This is a genomic window from Nocardia sp. NPDC058176, from assembly GCF_042883805.1.
In the GTDB taxonomy this organism is placed as follows: Bacteria; Actinomycetota; Actinomycetes; order Mycobacteriales; family Mycobacteriaceae; genus Nocardia.
The window spans coordinates 236,972-258,453 of the sequence record NZ_JBHVVA010000007.1; the positions used below are offsets into that span (position 1 = coordinate 236,972).

The 21,482-nt window shown below is 71.6% G+C and carries 3 protein-coding genes; all 3 read right to left on the reverse strand.

Annotated features, from left to right (window positions below):
- Window positions 1-96: 96 nt before the first annotated feature.
- Window positions 97-7,518 carry an amino acid adenylation domain-containing protein gene (locus ACFVVM_RS29130; protein ID WP_387624790.1) on the reverse strand — a complete coding sequence of 2,474 codons (7,422 nt, stop codon included), beginning with the start codon at window positions 7,516-7,518 and terminating at the stop codon, window positions 97-99.
- Window positions 7,519-7,677: 159 nt separating this feature from the next.
- A complete protein-coding gene (locus ACFVVM_RS29135; RefSeq protein ID WP_387624793.1) occupies window positions 7,678-13,854 on the reverse strand; it encodes an amino acid adenylation domain-containing protein in 6,177 nt (2,058 codons plus the stop codon).
- A gap of 100 nt (window positions 13,855-13,954) precedes the next feature.
- Window positions 13,955-21,361 carry an amino acid adenylation domain-containing protein gene (locus ACFVVM_RS29140; protein WP_387624796.1) on the reverse strand — a complete coding sequence of 2,469 codons (7,407 nt, stop codon included), beginning with the start codon at window positions 21,359-21,361 and terminating at the stop codon, window positions 13,955-13,957.
- Window positions 21,362-21,482 lie beyond the last annotated feature (121 nt).

Below are 21,482 nucleotides of genomic sequence, written 5' to 3' on the forward strand. Positions count from 1 at the left end.
GACTCGCCGTTGCCCGGTCATGCACACCTCGTACCGATCTCGACGCGCACTGCCTCCGACCCGCACCCAGCGCGGGTCAGCCAGCGTTCGTTCCACCTAGCCATCCATCCCTACCACCGCGCGCCGCTGAGGCGACTGCCCGGCGTTGCCGATCATCTCACTCAGCGCGACGATCGTCGCACCGGTCCCGTCCCCCGGCTCGGCCACGGCCACCGCGGACTCGGTGAACACATGGCTCACCTCGTCCTCACCGCCGTCGTCGGGCCCCATCACCAGCGTCGCACCGGCGATCCCGGTCGCGACGATCTCCAGCACGCCCGACACCGAATCCGGCCGCCCGGCCGCCCGCGTCCGCGATTCGAAGTTGAGCCCGGTGCGCTGGGCGACCCGCTCGGCGGCACCGGCCAGCTCGTCGTAGCTGAGCGTGCGGCCGCCGCCGATGAAGGCCACGTCGTCGCCGCGCAGGGCGCGGGTGCGGTGGGCGTAGCCGATCGGGCGCGGTGACTCGGCCGCCAGCTCGGCGCGCAGCGCGGGGTCGGCCAGGTCGTACCAGTCGAGGCCGTCGGGCGCGTCGAGGATGTCGAGGGTCAGGCCCAGCTTCACCTCGAGCCGGTCGGGCAGCTGCGCGTCGATCGTCACCAGCGGCACCACCGCGGCACCGGCCTTGAGCACCGCCCAGGTCGCCACCGCCGCGTTCACCCCGCGATCGAGCCGCACCGCGACCCCGGTGCCCGGCCCGGCACCGCGGGCGATCAGCGAGCGCGCCAGCTGCGAGGAGCGGGCGTCGAATTCGTGATAGGTGAGCTCGGCGTCGCCCAGGTCGAGCGCGGGCGCCTCCGGGTCCTCCTCCACGGCGGCGGCCAGTTCCTGGGCGAGCGCGGCGCCGTTGGCCGAGGGCGCGGGGGCGAAGGCCGCCGCGGTCAGTTCGCGTTCGCGTTCCCTGGCATCGCGCAGGTCGATGTCGCCGACGGTGAGCGTGGGGTCGGCGGCCACCGCGGTGATGATCTCGGTGAAGCCGCGGGCGAAGGCCGCCACGGTGGATTCGTCGAAAAGGTCGGTGGCGTAGGTGAAGACGATGCCGAGTTCGTCGGGCTCACCGGTGACGGTGTGCCGCGGCTCGACATTGACCTGCAGGTCGAACTTGGCGGGCCGGGCCGCCAGGTCCATCGCCTCGATGGTGAGGCCGGGCAGCCGCAGCACCGGTGTCTCGGTGTTGTGGAACGACAGCACCACCTGGAACAGCGGATTGTGCGAGACGGTGCCGGTGGGCGCCACCTCGTCGACGATCCGCTCGAACGGCAGATCGGCGTTGGCGAAGGCGGCCAGGTCCACTTCGCGGGCCGCGGTGACCAGCTCGTCGAAGCCGCGCTCGGGCGCCACCTCGGTGCGCAGGGTGAGCGTGTTGACGAACATGCCGACCAGATCGTCGAGTTCGGGCTCACCACGCCCGGCGATCGGAGTACCGATCGCAATGTCGGCACTGCCCGAGATCCGGGCCAGCAGCACGGCCAGCGCCGCGTGCACGACCATGAACAGCGAGGCGTTGTGCTCGCGGGCGATCTCGGCCAGCCGCGCGTGCACGTCGGCGGGCAGGGCGGTACTCACGTCGGCGCCGCGCAGCGAGGCGTGCGGCGGGCGCGGATGATCGTGCGGCAGTTCCACGGTGCCGGTCTGCCCGGACAGGGTCTGCCGCCAGAAGTCGAGTTGCCGTGCGGCGGTGGAGGTCTCGTCGGACTCCTCGCCCAGCACCGCGCGCTGCCAGAGCGCGTAGTCGGCGTACTGCACCGGCAGCGGCGCCCAGCTGGGCGAACGGCCCTCCACCCTGGCGCGGTAGGCGATCACCAGGTCGCGGGCCAGCGGGGCGAGCGAGGCGCCGTCGGCGATGATGTGCTGCACCACCACGGCGAGCACGTGCTCTTCCTCGGCCAGCGGATCGTCATCGGGGACGGTGAACAGCCCGGCGCGCAACGGAACCCGCTCGGCGACATCGAAGCCGCCCGCGAGCAGCCGCATCACCCGCTCGCGCGGATCGTCGCAGACCTCGACCGTCAGGCCGTTCGGCAGCACCGCGCTGACCGGCAGGATCTCCTGGTACGGCACCGCGTCGGGACCGTCGGCGGGGAATCGGGTGCGCAGCGCCTCGTGCCGTTCCAGCACGTCGGCGACCGCGTAGCGCAGCGCCGAGGTGTCGAGGGCACCGCGCAGGCGCAGGGCCAGCGGGATGTTGTAGGCCGGGGAATCCGGGTCGATCCGGTTGAGCAGCCACATCCGCTGCTGGGCGGGTGAGAGCGGGATGACGCCGCGGTCCTGGGCCGGGGTCAGCGGCGGGCGCGGGGCGACGACCGCACCGGGGCGCACCCGGGCGGCCAGCGCGCCGACGGTGGGCGCCTCGAACAGGTCGCGCACCACCAGATCGGCGCCGAGCGCCTGGTCGATGCGGGCGATGGCCCTGGTGGCCAGCAGCGAGTTGCCGCCGCGGTCGAAGAAGTCGTCGTCCAGGCCGACCTCGGGCACCCCGAGCAGCGTCGCGAACACCTCGGCGATGCTGAGCTCGATCGGCGTGGTCGGCGCGCGGAACACGGTGGCGGCGGTGTATTCCGGGGCGGGCAGCGCGGCCCGGTCGAGCTTGCCGTTGGCGGTCAGCGGCAGGCCCGCGATCACCACCACGGCATCGGGAACCATGTAGCCGGTGAGGAATTCGGCGACGGTGGCCCGCACGGCGACCGGGTCGAGGTCGGCACCGGCGACCGGGACGACATAGCCGATCAGCCGGTCGCCCGCGTGCTCGTCGGCCCGCACGACCACCGCGGCCTGGCCGACACCGGACACGCCGAGCAGGGCGGTCTCGATCTCGCCGGGTTCGATGCGGAACCCGCGCAGCTGCACCTGCTGATCGCCGCGGCCGCCGTATTCGAGGGCCGGGGCGCCACGGAAACCGATCCAGCGGCCGAGGTCGCCGGAGCGGTAGCGGCGCGCGCCGGGCGGGCCGTACGGGTCGGCGACGAAGCGGGTCGCGGTGAGTCCCGGCTTGCCGAGATAGCCGCGCGTGACCTGGTTGCCCGCGATGTAGAGCTCACCGGCGACGCCGAAAGGCACCGGCCGCAGCCGATCGTCGAGGACGACCACCGACAGCCCGGGCAGCGCGCGCCCGATCAGACTGCCGGGCAGTTCGGTCGCGCCCGCGGCCGTGCTCGACGGCGCGGTGTGCTCGCCCGCGTCCTGGCCCGCCGGACGCGCGGCGATGGGCAGGTGCGAGACGTGCACGGTGGTCTCGGTGATGCCGTACATGTTCACCAGTTGCGGTGCGGCGGCACCGGTTCCGTACCGGTCGTACCAGCGGTTGAGCTTGCGCGGGTCGAGCGCCTCACCGCCGAAGACGACGTAGCGCAGCGGCAGCGGGGCAGCCCCGGCGGCCTGGGCGGCGCGGTCGGCCTCGTCGAGCTGGGCGAAGGCGGTCGGGGTCTGGCTCAGCACCGTCACCTGTTCGCGGGTGAGCAGTTCGCGGAACTCGATCGGCGAGCGCGAGGTGACGTGGTCGACCACGACCACCGAGGCGCCACCGGCGAGCGCGCACCACAGTTCCCACACCGAGAAGTCGAAGGCGAAGGAGTGGAACACCGTCCACACGTCCGCGTCGTCGAACTCGAACAGCAGCTGGGTGTTGGCGAACAGCTCGAGCACATTGCGGTGGCTGACGCCGACGCCCTTGGGCAGGCCGGTGGAGCCGGAGGTGTAGATGACATAGGCGAGGTGGTCGGGGCGCAGCGGCGCGCGTCGTTCGGCGGCGCGCAGCGGCGAGGTGGGATGGGCGTGCTGTTCGTCGAGCAGCACAACCGGCAGGCCGGCGGCCGGAATCAGCTCGAGCTCGGCCGAGGTGGTCAGCAGCACAGTGGGTTTCGCGTCGCCGAGCACGTATTCCAGGCGCTGGGCGGGGTATCCGGAGTCGATCGGCAGGTAGCCCGCACCCGAGAGCAGCACCGCGAGCAGCGCGACCGGCAGCTCCTCGGTGCGCGGAACCGCGACGGCCACCAGCGTTTCCGGACCGGCGCCGTGCGCGATCAGCGCCCGTGCCAGCGCCGAGGCGCGACCGAGCAGATCGCCGAAGCTCAGCGACCGCTCCCCCGCGCGCACCGCGATCGCGCCGGGACGCTGCTGTGCCTGCGCGGAGATCAGATCGGCCACCGTGACCTCGGGCACCGCGATACCGGGCGAATTCCCTTCGCGCAGCACGAGTTCGCGCTCACCGGGGGCGAGCACGTCGATGTCGCCCACCGGCACCATCGGATCGGCGACCACCGCGGACAGCACCCGCGCCCAGCGATCGGCGAAGTCGACGACGGTGGCGCGGTCGAACAGGTCGGTGGCGTAGACGAACGAGACCGCCATGCCCTGCGGCGCACCGTCGGGGCCGATCCGCTCGGCCAGCTCCACCTGCAGGTCGAACTTGGCCAGCGGCACCGTGAAATCGGCGGCCGAGACCGCGAGACCGGGCAGCGCCAGTTCGGTGCGGGCCAGGTTCTGGAAGGTCAGCATCACCTGGAACAGCGGGTGGCGAGCGGTGGAACGCACCGGCTCGAGCAGTTCGACGAGCCGCTCGAACGGCACGTCGGCATGGCCGAAGGCCGCGAGATCGCGGGACCTGACCTCGGCGAGCAGCTCGGCGAACGAGACGCCGGAGTCGACGTCGGTGCGCAGCACGAGGGTGTTGACGAACATGCCGATCAGCTCGTCGAGGGCCTGCTCACCACGGCCCGCGACCGGGGTGCCGATGGCGATGTCGCGGGTGCCGGAGAGCCTGGCCAGCAGCAGCGCCAGCGCGGTGTGCACGACCATGAACAGGGTGGCGTTGTGCTCGCGGGCCAGCGCGGCCAGGCCGGCGTGCACCGAGGCGGGGATCTGCACGTCGAGCATGCCACCCGCCCGGCTGGCCACGGCGGGGCGCGGCCGGTCGGCGGGCAGTTCCAGCTGTTCGGGCAGGCCGGAGAGGGTCTCGCGCCAGAACGCGACCTGCGCGGCGAGCAGCGACTGCGGGTCGTCCTCGGCGCCGAGCAGTTCGCGCTGCCACAGCGTGTAATCCACGTACTGCACCGGCAGCGGGGGCCACTGGGGTGCGCCGCCGCCGCGGCGTTCGGCGTAGGCGGTGAGCAGGTCCCTGGTCAGCGGCGCGAAGGAGAACCCGTCGGCGGCGATGTGGTGGACCACGCACACCACCACGTGCTCGGTCGCGGGACCATCGACCGCCGAGCCGGTCAGCGCGAGGACCCGCACCCGCACGGGCGGTGCGACCGTGACATCGAAACCGGTGAGCACGGCCGCGGCGATGGCCTGCGACAGCTCGCTCTCGTCGATCTCGACGACGTCGAATTCCGGTGCGGCAGCCGGATCACCGGGCGCGAGCACCACCTGATGACCTTCGCCGTCGAGCACCGTGGTGCCCGCGCGCGACCAGCCATCGGCCGCGCCGCCGTCGACGATGGGATAGACGGTGCGCAGCACCTCGTGCCGGGTGACCAGATCGGCGACCGCCGCACGCAACGCGGGCAGATCGAGCCGACCCGACAGCCGGACGGCCACCGGAATGTTGTCGACCGCCGAGGCCGGATCGAACCGGTTGAGGAACCACATCCGCTGCTGGGCATACGACAGCGGCACCAGCTCGGGGCGCGGTCGCGCGGTCAGCGGCAGCGCGCGAGCCGAGACCCGTTGCTGCTCGGCCCGATTCGCCAGCGCCGCCACGGTGGGCGCCTCGAACACTGCCTGCACCGGCACCCGCACGTCCAGCGCGGCGCCGATCCGGGCCACGGCCTGGGCGGCCAGCAGCGAGTCGCCGCCGAGTTCGAAGAAGTCGTCGTCGGCGCCGACCCGGCCGGTGCCGTCGCGCAGCAACAGCGCGGCGAACACGTCGGCGACGACCTGTTCGGCGGGCGTCGCAGGCGCGCGGAAGCCGCGCACGGTGAACACCGGCGTCGGCAGCGCGGTCCGGTCGAGCTTGCCCACCGAGGTCAGCGGGAGCGCGTCGAGCACCATGATGACGGCCGGAACCATGTACGCGGGCAGCGATTCGGCGAGGAACTCCGCCAGCGCCCCGGTGTCGACCGAGCGCCCGACCCGCGGCAGCACATACGACACCAGCGCGGTCGCCCCCGATGGCATGGTCTTGCCCAGGGTCACCGCGTAGTCGAGATCGGGGTGGGCGGTGAGCGCGTTGTCGATCTCGCCGAGTTCGATCCGGAAGCCACGCACCTTCACCTGGAAGTCGGTGCGCCCCAGGTATTCCAGCGTGCCGTCGGCCTCGAGCCTGCGCACCAGGTCACCGGTGCGATACAGCCTGCCCGGCCCGAACGGCGAGGCCACGAAGCGTTCCGCGGTGAGTCCCGGCCTGCCCAGATAGCCCTGTGCCAGCGCGGGTCCGGACAGATACAGCTCGCCGACCACGCCCGCGGGCACCGGCCGCAGCCGCGCGTCGAGTACATACAGCCCCATGCCGGGCACCGCGCTGCCGATGGTGATCGGCGCGTGCGGGCGCAGCGGTCCGGTGCTGGTGGCGAGGATGGTGGCCTCGGTCGGCCCGTAGCCGTTGTGGAAGGCGCGACCGTCGGCGGCCCAGCGCCCGACCAGTTCCGGGCCGAAGCGGTCACCGGCCACGACGACGGTGCGCAGGTCGGGCAGTCCGGCCGGATCGACCGATTCGAGCGCGCCCGGCGTGATGAGTACGTGCGTGACCCGTTCGCGGCGCAGCAGATCCGACAGTTCGAACCCGCCGAACACCCGCGCCGGCGAGATGACGAGGGTCGCGCCGGTGCTGAAGGCCAACAGCAGTTCGAGCACCGACACGTCGAAGTTGGGTGAGCAAACATGCAGCACCCGCGAATCCGGGGTGACGCCATAGTGTTCGCGCTCGGCGGCGACCAGGCTCGCGAGCCCGGCATGGGTCACCACGACGCCCTTGGGCCGACCGGTGGAACCCGAGGTGTAGATGACGTAGGCGGGGTGGCGATCGTCGATCGGCGAGACCCGGTCGGCATAGCTCACCGCGTGCGCGGGCCTGGCGTCGATGCGCTCGGCGACGACGGGATCGTCGAGTTCGATCCAGTACAGCCCGGTGCCGAGCGTGGCCCGGTGGGCGGCGGTGGTCAGGCCCAGTACCGCGCCGGAATCGGCGACGATGTGGGCGATCCGCTCGCTCGGATAGGCCGGGTCGACGGGCACATAGGCGGCGCCGGTCTTGGCGACCGCCCACACCGCGAGCACGGATTCGATCGAGCGCGCGATCGCGATCGCGACGACATCACCCGCGCCGACGCCACGGTCGATGAGTTCCCGCGCGAGTCGCGAGGATCGCTGATCGAGTGCTCGATAAGTGAGTTGTCGTTCGCCGCCCGGCGCCCCGGTCGGATTGTCGCGAACAGCTACCGACTCGGCCGCGGATTCGACCGCGGCCGTGAGGAGCTGGCCGAACAACGGTGTGCCGGAAGTGCGACGACGTCCGGCACGGCCAGAGCGGCGGGGGTTTTCCACAGACCAATACACCTCTCGCGTCCGGCGGGCCGGGTCGACATAGCATAGCCACACCTACCTAGCTATTGCCGACCCTCGCCGAGGTATGCGCCACGACACACCAACTCTCTAGCCACAGAATCGTAAACCGCTTGGTTCCCGTTACGGGCAGGTATCGCGCTACCCGGCCGCCGCGGCGACGACCTGCGCGATCACCGGCCCCACTGTGGCAACCGACACCACACCGAGCATGTCCTGATGAGTGGCCTCGACCGGGTAGTCAGCAATCATTCCGCTGACGTGCGCCCGCCAGCGCGAGGCTCCGCCGCGGTCCTGGGTGCGCAGCGCGGTGAAGTAGGTGAGGTCACCGGTGTAGCGGTCGGGTACGAGCTCGTTGACCAGCGCGACGGTGTGCAGCGCGCCGCGATACATGCCGATGAACTGCTCGCGTGAGATCGGCAGCCCGCCCGCCAGCATCGCGTGCAGCGCGGCCACCGCGTCGTCGCCGAGTTCGGTGAGCCGGTCGGCGGCGGGCAGCTGGTCGTCGGGAATACCCAGCTCGACCAGGGAGTGGCGCAGTTCGGACCGGAAGTCGGCGAGTTCGGCGCCGGGCAGGCTGTCGAGCATGGTCAGCGAGGCCACCGTCTCGCCCTCGGCCTGCAGCCGGGTGGCGACGGCCTGGCCGAGCACCCCGCCCAGCGACCAGCCGAGCAGGTGATAGGGCCCGTGCGGCTGCACGGCGCGGATCTCGGCGAGATAGCGATCGATCAGTTCGGTGACCGAGGCGGGCCGGAAGTCGGGGTCGCTCAGCACCGGCGACTGGATGCCGACGACCGGCACGTCCTCGGGCAGCGACGGCACCAGCGCGGCATAAGCCCAGGCCAGACCCGATACCGGATGCAGGCAGATCAGCGGCGCGCGGGTGCCCTGCCGCTTGATCGGCAGTACCACGGAGAGCGCGGCCGCGAGGTCGGCGGCGTCGCCCGCCCCGGCACCGAGCCGGGTGGCGAGCCCGGCCACGCTCGGGTCGGCGAAGAACGCGGCCACGGTGAGCTCGGTGCCTGTGCGCTCGCGCAGGTGGTGCACCACGCGGGTGGCCAGCAGCGAGTTGCCGCCGAGGGCGAAGAAGTCGTCATCGAGGCCGGGCCGCTCGACACCGAGCACCTCGGTGAACGTCTCGGCCACCGCGACCTCGTGCTCGCTCACGGGCTCCCGGTAGCGGCGCGGTTCCAGCACCGGCTCGGGCAGCGCGGCCCGATCGAGCTTGCCGTTGGCGTTCAACGGCAGGTGGTCGAGCACCACGAACGCGGCGGGCACCATGTACGACGGCAGCACCTGCGCCACGGCGGCCTTCGCGGCGGCCGCGTCGAGATCAGCACCGGGCGCAGGCACCACGTAGGCGACCAACCGGTCCCCCAGTCGCGGATCGTGCTGGGCCACCACCGCGGCCTGCGCGATCCGCGGCGCGGCCAGCAGCGCGGCCTCGATCTCCCCGAGCTCGATCCGGAATCCACGGATCTTCACCTGGAAATCGGTGCGACCCCGGTAGTCGAGTTCGCCGTCGGCGGTCCACGCCACCAGGTCGCCGGTGCGGTACATGCGGGCGCCACCGCCGACGAACGGGTCGGCGACGAAACGGTCGGCGGTCAGGTCGGGGCGGGCGAAGTAGCCGCGGGCCAGTTGGGCGCCGGCGAGGTACAGCTCTCCGGCGACGCCCACCGGGACCGGGCGCAGGCGGGCGTCGAGGACGTAGACCCGGCTGTTCCATTCGGGGGCGCCGATCGGCACGCTCACCCGGTCGGCCGTGGTGACGCGGTGGTCGGTGATGGAGACGGCGGCCTCGGTGGGGCCGTACAAGTTGTGGAGTGCGGCGGTGTTGGCCGCAAGGAAGCGTTGTGCGGTCGCGGCGGGCAGTGCTTCGCCGATCGCGAGCACCCGGTGCAGGGTCGATGGGAGGGTGCCGCCGGATTCGGTGAGCAGTGCGTCGAGCATGGACGGGACCAGGTGCACGGTGGTCACCGCACGGTCGGCGAGCAAGCCGAGCAGGTAGGCCGGGTCGCGGTGACCATCGGGTGCGGCGAGCACCAGTCGGCCACCGCTCACCGCGGCCGACCAGAACTCCCACACCGACAGGTCGAAGGTGGCAGCGGTCTTCAACAGCACCGAGTCATCCCGACCGAGGCCGAATGCCGTGGTCTTCCACTGCAATTGGTTGACGATGGCGGCATGCGACACCGCGACACCCTTGGGCACGCCGGTGGACCCGGAGGTGAAGATGACGTAGGCCGTGTTCTCCGGCCGCAGCACCCCGATCCGCTCGTTCGCCGCGATCGGCGCCGGCGAGACCGCGGACAGGTCGAGACTGTCGATCGCCACCACGGTGCGAGGATCAGCGGAGAGACCGCGGGCATCGATCCCGACCACGGTGCGAGGGTCGGCGGAAGGGTCACCGGCGTCGATCCCGACCACCGGGCGAGGATCGGCGGAAGAACCACCAGCATCGATCCCGACCACCGGGCGACTATCGGCCGAAGAGTCACCGCCGTCGATCCCGACCACCGAGCGACTATCGGCCGAAGAGTCACCGCCGTCGCTCCCGACCACCGAGCGACTATCGGCCGGAGGATCACCGCCGTCGATCCCGACCAGTGGGCGGGGATCGACGGAAGGACCATCAGCGTCGGTCGCGCCCAGCGGGCGAGCGTCCGTAGCAATGGTCGCGGGTTGTCCGGCGTCAGCGCCGACCCCGGTCGACAAGGTGAAACCATCTCGCGCGGTGGTCAATACGCACACCGGTGCCGCCGTGTCGAGCACGTGCCCCACTCGATCGGCGGGCTGATCGGGATCGACCGGTACGTAGGCCGCGCCCGCCTGTGCCACCGCGTACATCGCGACGACCAGCTCCGTCGAGCGCCGCATTGCCAGCGCGACCCGGTCCTCCACCCCGACACCCAGCGTGATCAGGTGCCGCGCAAGACGATTCACCTGTTCGGCGAACTCTCGATACGTGACCTGGGTGCCGTCGGCATCGACCAGCGCCACCCCGTCCGGATGGGCGACAACGGTGTCGGCGAACAGTGAGGCCAGCGTGGCAGCCCGAACCGGATGCCCGGTTGCGTTCCAGCCGTGCAGGATTCGCTCCCGCTCGGCCTCGGCGAGCAGTTCGATCTCGTCGACCGGACGCTGCGGCGCGGCGGCCACCGCGGCGAGCACGCGGGCGAAGCGGTCGGCGTAGGTGGCGGCGGTCGACGCATCGAACAGGTCGGTGGCATAGGTGAACACGCCGTTGATGCCCTGTGCGACACCGTCGGCGTCATAGGCGTCGGCGACGATGGCGTGCAGATCGAACTGCGACACCGCCAGGTCCACATCGACACCTTCGACCGCCGTCTCACCCAGCTCGAGCCCGGTGCGACTGAGGTTCTGGAACGACAGGCCCACCTGGAACAGCGGGTGCCGCGCGGTCGAACGGGCCGGATTGATCGCCTCGACCAGGCGCTCGAACGGCAGATCCGCGTGCGCGAACACTTGCAGATCGATATCGCGCTGGCGGTCCAGCAGCTCGGTGAACGATTCGCCGGGTGCCAGCGTCGTGCGGAAGACCAGCGTGTTGACGAACATGCCGATCAGGTCGTCGAGCGCGGCCTCACCGCGACCGGCGATCGGGGTGCCGATGGCCAGATCGTCGGTGCCCGCCAGCCGGGCCAGGGTCACCGCGAGAGCGGTGTGCACGACCATGAACAGGGTCGCGCCCTGCGCACGGGCCAGGGCAAGCAGTGCACGATGGGTCTCGGCGTCGATCTCGATCGGCACGCGGCCACCGGCGAAGGACTGCACCGCGGGCCGTGGCCGGTCGGCGGGCAGGTCGAGCTGATCGGGCAGCCCGGCCAGCGCCGCACGCCAGTAGGCGAGCTGCGCCGAGGCCAGCGACTCCGGGTCGTCCTCGCTGCCGAGCAGCTCACGCTGCCACAGCGCGTAGTCGGCGTACTGCACCGCAAGCGGCGTCCAGTCCGGCGCCGAACCCGCCGAGCGAGCCGCGTAGGCGAGCATCAGATCCCTGGTCAGCGGGGTCAGCGAGGAGCCGTCACCGGCGATGTGGTGCACGACGACGGCCAGCACCGATTCCTCGGGCCCGAGTTCGAACAGCGCGATCCGCACCGGCACCTGGCTGCGCACGTCGAACCCGGTGGAACCCAGCTCGTGCATGGCGGCGGTGAGCTGCTCGGCGGCGATCGGCCGGACTTCCAGGCGCGGGGTCGCCTCGGAGACGGCCAAGACCTGCTGGATCGGGCCCTCGGCGGTCTCGGGGTAAATCGTGCGCAGGGTCTCGTGCCGGGCGACAAGATCACCGACGGCCGCGCGCAGTGCTTCGACATCGATGCCGCCGCCCAGCCGCACCGCCATCGGGATGTTGTAGGCAACCGAGCCGGGATCGAACTGGTTGAGGAACCACATCCGCTGCTGAGCCAGCGACAGCGGAACCCGCTCCGGCCGCTCCCCCGCGACCAGCGCCGGACGCGCGCCCGCACCCGCGGACTCGGACAGCCGCTTCGCCAGCGCCCCCACCGTCGGCACCTCGAACAGCAGCCGCACCGGGAAGTCGGTGTCGAAGGCGGCGCCGAGGCGGGCGGCGATCTGGGTGGCCAGCAGCGAGTTGCCGCCGAGGGCGAAGAAGTCGTCGTCGAGGCCGAGCTGGGTGTCGGCGTCCAGGTCGAGCACCTGCGCGAAGGTCCCGGCCACGATCTGCTCGACCGCGGTGGTCGGCGCCCGGAATTCGGCCTGCTCGAGCACCGGTTCCGGGAGCGCCCGCCGGTCCAGTTTGCCGACCGGGGTCAGCGGGATGGTGTCGAGCTCCATGACCACGGTGGGCACCATGTGCGCGGGCAGGGAGCGCTCGGCGAAGGCGGTGAGCGCGGTGGCGTCGACACTCGCGCCCGGCGCCGCATGCACGTAGGACACCAGAATGGTTGCGCCGCTGTCGAGTTCGTGTCCGATTGTGGCGGCGAAGTCGAGGCTCTCGTGCCCCGAGAGCACCGCGTCGATCTCACCGAGCTCGATCCGGAAGCCGCGGATCTTCACCTGGAAGTCGTTGCGGCCCACGTATTCCAGTGCGCCCTCAGCGGTCCAGCGGACCAGGTCACCGGTGCGGTAGAGGCGAGAACCGGCCGGTTCGAAGGGGTTCGCGACGAATCGGGAGGCGGTCAGGCCGGGGCGTGCGTGATAGCCGCGGGTCAGCTGGGCGCCGGTGATGTACAGCTCGCCGACCACACCGGGGGGAACCGGGCCGAGCCGGTCGTCGAGCACGTATTCGGCGACGCCGTGCAGCGGACCGCCGATGGTCAGGGTGTCACCGGGGACCAGCGGCACACTGATATTGGTGACGATCGTCGTCTCGGTGGGCCCGTACACATTGTGGAACTGCCGCAGCGTGCCATCGGCGAGCGGAATCGCCCAGCGCCGCAACAGGTCCGGCGGCACGGTCTCGCCACCGACCGCGACCACCCGGAAGTCGTCGAGTCCGGTCGGGTCGACCGAGGCCAGGGCCGCGGGCGTGATGAACACATGGCTGACCCGCTCCCGGCGCAACAGGGCGGCCAGGTCGTCACCGCCGTAGACGCTCGGGTCCACGATCACCATGGTCGCCCCGGCACCGATCGCCAACAGCAGCTCGAGCAGCGACGCGTCGAACGACGGCGACGCGAAATGCAGGGTGCGCGAGTCGGATTCGACCCGGTAGTGCCTGCGCTGTTCCGCGCAGAACCCGGCCAGCCCGGCCTGACTCACCGCGACGCCCTTGGGCAGACCGGTCGAGCCGGAGGTGTAGATGATGTAGGCGAGATCCTCGGCGCGGACCTGCCGCAACCGGTCGGCATTGGTGACCGGCTCGCCGGAGACCTCGTCGAGCACCAGCGCCGAGGACGCACCGTCGAGCGCCAGCCACTCCACCTGCGCGGGCAGCCGATCCGCGACCGCCGAGACGGTGAGCCCGAAGACCGCGCCCGAGTCGCTGACCATGTGCGCGACGCGATCGGCCGGATAGTTCGGGTCGACCGGCACGAACCCCGCGCCGGTCTTGGTGACCGCCCACACCGCCAGCACCGATTCGATCGAGCGCGGAATCCCGATGGCCACCAGATCACCGGCCCCGATCCCGCGCGCGATGAGCAGGCGCGCGATCCGGTTGGACCGCTCGTCGAGTTCGGCGTAGGTGAGGCTGCCGAGGGTGCGGGTGGCATCGGCGAGCACGACCGCGACACCGTCGGGATTGGTCTCGACGGCGGTCGCCAGCAGCTGCGCGAGCGCCGTCACCCGGGGGCGACGGGTGCGTACCGGTCGGGTCCGCGTCGGTCGTGTCATCGCTGTTCCACCTCACCCATCACCGAAACTCGGTGTCTCGCCTGCCTTCGCGCTCGGTGCGCGATCCCGCCACCGGCCGCGGCCAGGTGGTCATCCGGGCTCACGCTACCGGCGCGCGCAGGTCTCCCAGTACCAGCACCACTTCGGCCGAGCCGGGGTTGGCCGGTGCGGCGTCGTCGGCGATCAGTGCCTGCAGATCGCCGAGTTCGGCGGTGTCGAGCGCCTCGATCCCGGCCCGATCGCCGAACAGGTGGCTCACCCATTCCTCGGCGAGCACCGCCGAGAGTCCCTCGGTGCCCTCGGGCACCAGCACCATCGACGCGCCCGCCACCCCGGCCGCCACCGGTTCGACCAGCGCGGCGAAACCGTCGGTCGCACCGCTGCCGAAGGTCCGCGCCTCGAAGGTCAGGTCGGCGTCAGCGCGCACCTGCGCCCCGGCGGTGGCGAGTTCGTCGTAGCTGCGCACGCCGTCGGCACCGACGAAGGCCGGGTCACCGCCGCGCAGCGCCCTGGTCCGGTCGGCATAGGTCACCGGGCGCGCGGACTGCACCGACAGCTCGGTCCGGATCGCCGGATCGGCCAGCGAGATCCAGTCGATGTCGCCGCTCGGGGCGGCCCCGACGGTGAGCCCGATCTTCGCCGTCGGCTCCACCCGCAGCGCGAGCGCCGAGGCCGGGACGACGGCCGCACCGGCCTTGAGCACCGCCCAGACCGCGACGGCCCAGTCGACGCCACGCGGAAGATCAACGGCCACACCGGCACCCGGCCCGAAGCCGCGCCCGATCAGCAGCCGCGCCAACCGCGAGGAGCGGGCGTCGAGCTGCTCGTAGGTCAGCGACTCCTCGCCCCAAACCAGGGCGGGACCGTCCGGATCGTCCTCGGCCGCCGCCGCGAAGGCCTGCGCCAGCGTGGTGCCGCCGGTCGGCGCGGTCGGGGCAGGCGCCTGCTCGGCACCCGCCAGCAACCGGGCTCGTTCGGTCTCGTCGAGGATATCGATGTCACCGACGCGCACCTGCGGGTCGGCGGCCACCGCGGCCAGGATGCGGGCGAAGCGCGCGCCGAGGGTGCGCACCGTCGCCTCGTCGAACAGGTCGGTGGCGTAGTTGAACAGGGTGATCAGTTCGTCCGGCTCGCCCGCATCGGTGAAACGCGGCTCCACGTCGACCTGCAGGTCGAACTTGGCCGCCACCGCGGTCTCGAGCGCGGCCACGGTGAGCCCGGGCAGTTCGAGCGTGGCCGCCTCGTTGTTGCTGAAGGTCAGCGCCACCTGGAACAGCGGATTGTGCGCGCTGCCCTTGCCCGGCGCGACGACCTCGACGACCCGCTCGAACGGCAGGTCGGCGTGGGCGAACGCGCCGAGATCGGTCTCGCGGGCCAGGTCGACGGCCTCGTCGAAGGACCCGGCGGGGTCCAGCGTCGTGCGCAGGGCGAGGGTGTTAACGAACATGCCGACCAGCTCGTCGAGCGCCCGTTCCCCACGCCCGGCCACCGCGGTACCGATGGCGATGTCGGTGGTGCCCGACAGGCGGGCCAGCAGCACGGCCAGCGCCGCGTGCACGACCATGAACAGCGACGACTTGTGCTCGCGCGCGATGTGATTCAGCGAGGCGTGCACTTCGGCGGGCAACCGCAGCTCGGTGGTGGCACCGCGCAGGGTCGGCACCGCCGGACGCGGCCGATCCTGCGGCAGTTCCAGCAGCGGGGGCACCCCGGCGAGCTGTTCGCGCCAGTAGTCCAGCTGCTGCGCGGCGAGCGAGCCGGGCTCGTCGTCGGCGCCGAGGACCTCGCGCTGCCACAGCGCGTAGTCCGCGTACTGCACGGGCAGCGGCGTCCACGTCGGGTTCTGCCCCCCGGCGCGCGAGACGTAGGCGGTCATCAGATCGCGGGCCAGTGGCGCGAGCGACGCGCCGTCGGAGGCGATGTGGTGCACCACGAACACCAGCAGCCAGTCGGCGGACGTGCCATCGGTGAGCAGCCGGGCACGCAGCGGCACCTCGCGAGCCACGTCGAAGCCCGCTTCGGTCAGCGCGACAGCGGCGGCGAGAACCTCACCGGTCGTCTCGACCACCAGACCGCCGGGCAGCGCCTCGGCCACCGAGACGATCTCCTGCACGGGCCTGCCATCCAGCCCCGCGGCACCGGCGCCCACCCCGTCTGCCAGGGAAGCCGGGGCCGAACCCGTCGCCGGGCCGATGCCGACGGCGTGCCCGGTGACGCCCGCGGCGGCGGAACCGTCGAACATCGGGAACCGGGTGCGCAGCGATTCGTGTCGACCGAGAACGTCGGTGACCGCGGCCTGCAGCGCGGCCACGTCGAGCTCGCCGGTCAGCCGGATCGCGAACGGGATGTTGTAGGAGCTGGAGGTGGGGTCGAGCTGGTTGAGCACCCACATCCGCTGCTGGGCCAGCGAGAGCGGAATCCGCTCTGGCCGGGGACCGGCGACCAGCGCGGCCCGGGCGGCGCCACCGCCGAACGCGCCGATCCGCGCGGCCAGGGCCAGCACGGTGGGCGCCTCGAACAGGTCGCGGATGGTGAGTTCGGCGTCGAGCGCCTCGTTGATCCGGGCGATCGCGCGGGTCGCCATCAGCGAGTTGCCGCCGAGAGCGAAGTAGTCGTCGTCGGCGCCGACCCGGGCCAGGCCGAGCAGCTCGGCGAACACCCCGGCCACGATCTCCTCGGTGGGGGTGGCGGGCGCGCGGAACTCGCCGGCGGTGAAGGTCGGCGCGGGCAGCGCCTTGCGGTCGAGCTTGCCGCTCGGGTTGAGCGGGAACTCCGCCAGCGAAACCAGCGCGGACGGAACCATGTACGCGGGCAACGTCGTTCCGATGGCGGCCAGCAGCGGCGCCTGCTCGATCTCGGCGCCCGGCTTGGGCACCACATAGGCCACCAGCTGCTCACCGGCGGACGAATCCGCCACGATCGCGACCGCCTGGCTCACCGCGGGCTGGGCCAGCAGCGCGGTCTCGATCTCGCCGAGCTCGATGCGCTGGCCACGGAACTTCACCTGGAAGTCGGTGCGGCCCAGGTACTCCAGCGTGTGGGTGTCCGCGGTGGGCGTGCGCCACACCACGAGGTCACCGGTGCGGTACATCCGCGCGCCGGGCGCGAAGGGGTTGGCCACGAACCGATCCGAGGTCAGATCCGGCCGCGCGACATAGCCGCGCGCCAGCTGATCACCGGCGAGGTACAGCTCCCCGGTGACACCGGCGGGCACCGGGGACAACCGCGAATCCAGCACGTACACCTGGGTGTTCCACTGCGGCACACCGATCGGCACCGAACCACGATCGGTCTCCCCCGCCGGCCAGTAGGTGACCGACACGGCGGCTTCGGTCGGGCCGTACAGGTTGTGCACCTGCGCGTCGGAGACCGCGCGGAACGCCTCGACCGTCTCCGGCGGCAGCGCCTCGCCGACGGCGAACACCTCGCGCAGCGTCGGGATGGTGCCCGGCCTGGTGTGCGCGGCGAACACGGTGAGCATCGACGGCACGAAGTCGGTCGTCGTGACACCCTGCGCCACAATGGTTTCGGCGATGTAGGCCGGATCGCGATGACCGTCGTGAGTGGCGACGACGAGCTTGGCCCCGCCGCGCAACGGCATGAAATAGCCCCACAGCGAGACGTCGAAGGTGGTCGCCGTCTTCTGCAGGTACACGTCACCGGGGCCGAGCGGGTACTCCGCGAGCATCCAGGTGATCTGGTTCTCGATCGCCGCGTGCGACACCGCGACGCCCTTGGGGCGACCGGTCGAGCCCGAGGTGAAGATGAGGTAGGCCGGGTGCTGTGGCAGCACCGGGCGGAGCAACTCGTCGGCGGCCAGCGGCGCGCCCGAGAAGTCTTCCAGCGCAACGGTGTCCAGGTTGATCACCGGGACGGTGCCGGGCACCTCGACCGCGTCGGCGGTGGTGGTGAGCACGCAGACCGGCTGCGCGGTCTCGAGAATGTAGGCGATCCGCTCGGCCGGATGATCCGGATCCAGCGGCACATAGGCGCCACCGGCGGTGACGATCGCGTACATGCCGACCACGAGATCGAGCGACCGGCGCACGGCCAGCCCGACCAGCGACTCCGCGCCGACCCCCTGCCGCACCAGCAGCCGGGCCAGCCGGTTCACGCGCTCGTCGAACTCGCGGTAGGTGAGTTCCACGCCCTCGTAGGCCAGCGCGACCGCGTCGGGATGCGCGACGACCGCGCGCCGGTATCCCTCGAGCAGCAGCGCGGGCGCCAGCTCGTGGCGAGTGTCGTTCCACTGCTGAAGGATTCGCTGCCGCTCGACCGGCTCCAGCACCTCGATGGTGCCGAGCGGACGCGCCGGATCGGCGACCACGGCGTCGAGCACCCGCAGCAGCCGGTCGGCGAAACCGGCGACGGTGGCCTCGTCGAAGAGATCGGTGGCGTAGGTGATGCCGACCGCGATGCCGTGCGGGTCGCCGCTGCGGTCGGTGTCCTCGACCATCTCGAACTGCAGGTCGAACTTGGCGAACGGGATGTCGAGATCGACCCCGCCGACGGAAAGGCCGGGCAGTTCCAGCGCGGTGCGCGCCATGTTCTGGAAGCTGAGCATCACCTGGAACAGCGGATGCCGCGCGGTGGAGCGGGCCGGATCGAGGATCTCGACCAGCCGCTCGAACGGCACGTCGGCATGGCCGAAGGCGGCGACATCGGTCGCGCTGGTCACGGCGAGCTGATCGGCGAAACCGCGCGCCGGATCGATCTCGGTGCGCAGCACGAGCGTGTTGACGAACATGCCGATCAGGTCGTCCAGTGCCGCGTCGCCACGACCGGCGACCGGTGTGCCGACGGCGATGTCGGTGGTGCCGGACAGGCGCGACAGCAGCACCGACAGCGCGGTGTGCACGACCATGAACAGCGTCGATTGGCTGCCGCGGGCGAGGCGATCGAGCCCGGCGTGGATCTCGGCCGGGATGCGGAAGTCGTAGCCGGCGCCGCGCGAGGTGGCGTGCACGGGACGCGGCCGGTCGGTGGGCAGGTCGAGCTGATCGGGCAGCCCGGCCAGCTGCTCGCGCCAGTACCCGATCTGCTTGGCCAGCACCGAATCCGGATCGTCTTCGGCGCCGAGCACCGCGCGCTGCCACAGCGTGAAGTCGGCGTACTGCACGGCCAGCGGCGCCCACTGCGGCTCGCCACCGGCGACGCGCTGCAGGTAGGCGCTCATCAGGTCACGCGTGAGCGGACCCATCGAGACACCGTCGCCCGCGATGTGGTGGACCACGCACACCAGCACGTGCTCCTCGGCCCCGACGCGCAGCAGTTCCAGCCGGATCGGCGGGGCGACGGCGATGTCGAAACCGGTCGTCACCGCGGCGGTCACCACCGCGGGCACCTGCTCGGGCGAAACCTCGCGCACCGGCAGTTCCGGCAGCGCGCGCGGATCGGTCACCGGCAGGATCACCTGGTAACCCTGACCGTCGATCTCGGGGTAGATCGTGCGCAGCACCTCGTGCCTGCCCACCAGATCGTGCACCGCCGACCGCAGCGCCGCCGAGTCGAGTTCGCCCGACAGGCGCACCGCGACCGGCATGTTGTTCACCGCGCTGGTGACATCGAACCGGTTGAGGAACCACATCCGCTGCTGCGCGAACGACAGCGGAATCTGCTCGGGGCGCGGCTGCGCCACCAGCGCCTGGCCCGCGCCCGTGCCGGTGTGCCGCTCGACCCGCTGCGCCAGCGCGGCCACCGTGCTCGCCTCGAACAGCGTCTGCACCGGCACCCTGGTGTCGAGCGCGGCGCCGATCCTGGCGGCCGCCTGGGCCGCGAGCAGCGAGTTGCCGCCCAGTTCGAAGAAGTCGTCGTCGGCGCCGACCCGCACGGCCTCGCCGTCACCGACGGTCAACAGTGCCGCGAAGACCTCGGCGACGATCTCCTCCACCGGCGTCGACAGCGCCCGGAACTCCCTGGCCGCGAACACCGGCTCCGGCAACGCTTTTCGATCGAGCTTGCCCACCGGGGTGAGCGGGATCTCGGCGAGCGTCATGATCGCGGCCGGAATCATGTAGGCAGGCAACGATTCCGCGAGGAAGCCGTCGAGGGCGGCCACGTCCACCGTCGCGCCCGCGCTGGGCAGCACATACGACACCAGCGCCGTCGCGCCCGAGGGCAGGGTCTTGCCGAGGGTGGCCGCGAAGTCGATCTCGGGGTGCGCGGTGAGGGCATTGTCGATCTCGCCCAGTTCGATACGGAAACCGCGGATCTTGACCTGGAAGTCCGAGCGGCCCACGTACTCGATGACGCCGTCACCGGACTCGTTGCGCCGCACCAGGTCTCCGGTCCGGTACAGCCGGGCGTTCGGGTCACCGTTGTCGGCGCCGAAGGGACTGGCCACGAAGCGTTCCGCGGTGAGACCGGGCCGGTTCAGATAGCCCTGCGCCAGTGCGGGACCGGTCAGATACAGCTCCCCGATCACTCCGCTCGGCACCGGGCGCAGTCGCGAATCCAGTACGAACGCACCGACTCCGGCGATCGCGGAGCCGATCGTCACCGGCGCGGCCGGATCCATCGGCGCGGTGCTGGTGGCCAGGATGGTCGCCTCGGTCGGCCCGTAGCCGTTGTAGAACTCGCGCTCGCCGACGGCCCAGCGCCCCACCAGTTCCGGCCCGAACTTGTCACCGGCGACGACGACGGTACGCAACTCGTCGAGCCCGGCCGGATCGACCGACTCCAGCGCACCCGGCGTGATGAGCATGTGCGAGACGCGTTCGCGCGCCAACAGATCGGCGAGTTCGAAACCACCGAAGACCTGCGGCGGCGCGATCACCAGGGTCGCACCGGCCGAGAACGTCAGCAGCAGTTCCAGCACCGAGACGTCGAAGTTCGGGGAACACACGTGCAGCACGCGCGCCTGCGCGGTGACGCCGTAGTGCTCGCGCTCGGCGGAGACCAGCCCGGCCAGACCGGTGTGGGTGACGACGACGCCCTTGGGCTTGCCGGTGGAACCGGAGGTGTAGATGACGTAGGCGGGGTGGCGCTCGTCGAGGGTGCGCAGGCGATCGGCGTAGGAGATCGGGTGCGCGGGCCTTGCCTCGATCCGCGCGGCCGTCGCCGGGTCGTCGAGTTCGAGCCAGTCGATGCCGGTGCCGAGGACCGGACGGTGCGCGGCGGTCGTCAGGCCGAGGACCGCGCCGGAGTCGGCCACGATGTGGGCGATGCGGTCGGCCGGGTAGCTGGGGTCGACGGGGACGTAGGCGGCGCCGGTCTTGGCGATCGCCCAGACGGCGAGCACCGACTCGACGCTGCGCGCGATGCCGATGGCCACCACGTCACCGGGGCCGAGGCCGTGCGCGATGAGCTCGCGGGCCAGCCGCGAGGACCGCTCGTCGAGCTCGCGATAGCTGAGCTCCCGCTGGTCGGCGGGGGCACCGGTGGGGTTGAACCGAATGGCGCTGGACTCGGCCGCCGATTCGACGGCTGCCGTCAGCAACTGCCCGAAGGTCGGACTGCTCGACCGGCGACGGCGGTTACCGCGGGCAGAACGGCGGGCGGTTTCCATTCGAGTTCATTCACCTCTCAACTAGCCTGGACACGCGGTGGCCCGCGCCGGGCGGTCGATCCATCATAAGGGCCGACGACAGGCAGTCTCGGATCGCGCCGCAAGCCCCCACTTCCCAGGA

Coding starts and splice junctions, on each gene's coding strand:
- ACFVVM_RS29135 (WP_387624793.1), bottom strand. CDS start 13,854: ATGACACGACCGACGCGGACCCGACCGGTACGCACCCGTCGCCCCCGG.
- ACFVVM_RS29140 (WP_387624796.1), bottom strand. CDS start 21,361: ATGGAAACCGCCCGCCGTTCTGCCCGCGGTAACCGCCGTCGCCGGTCG.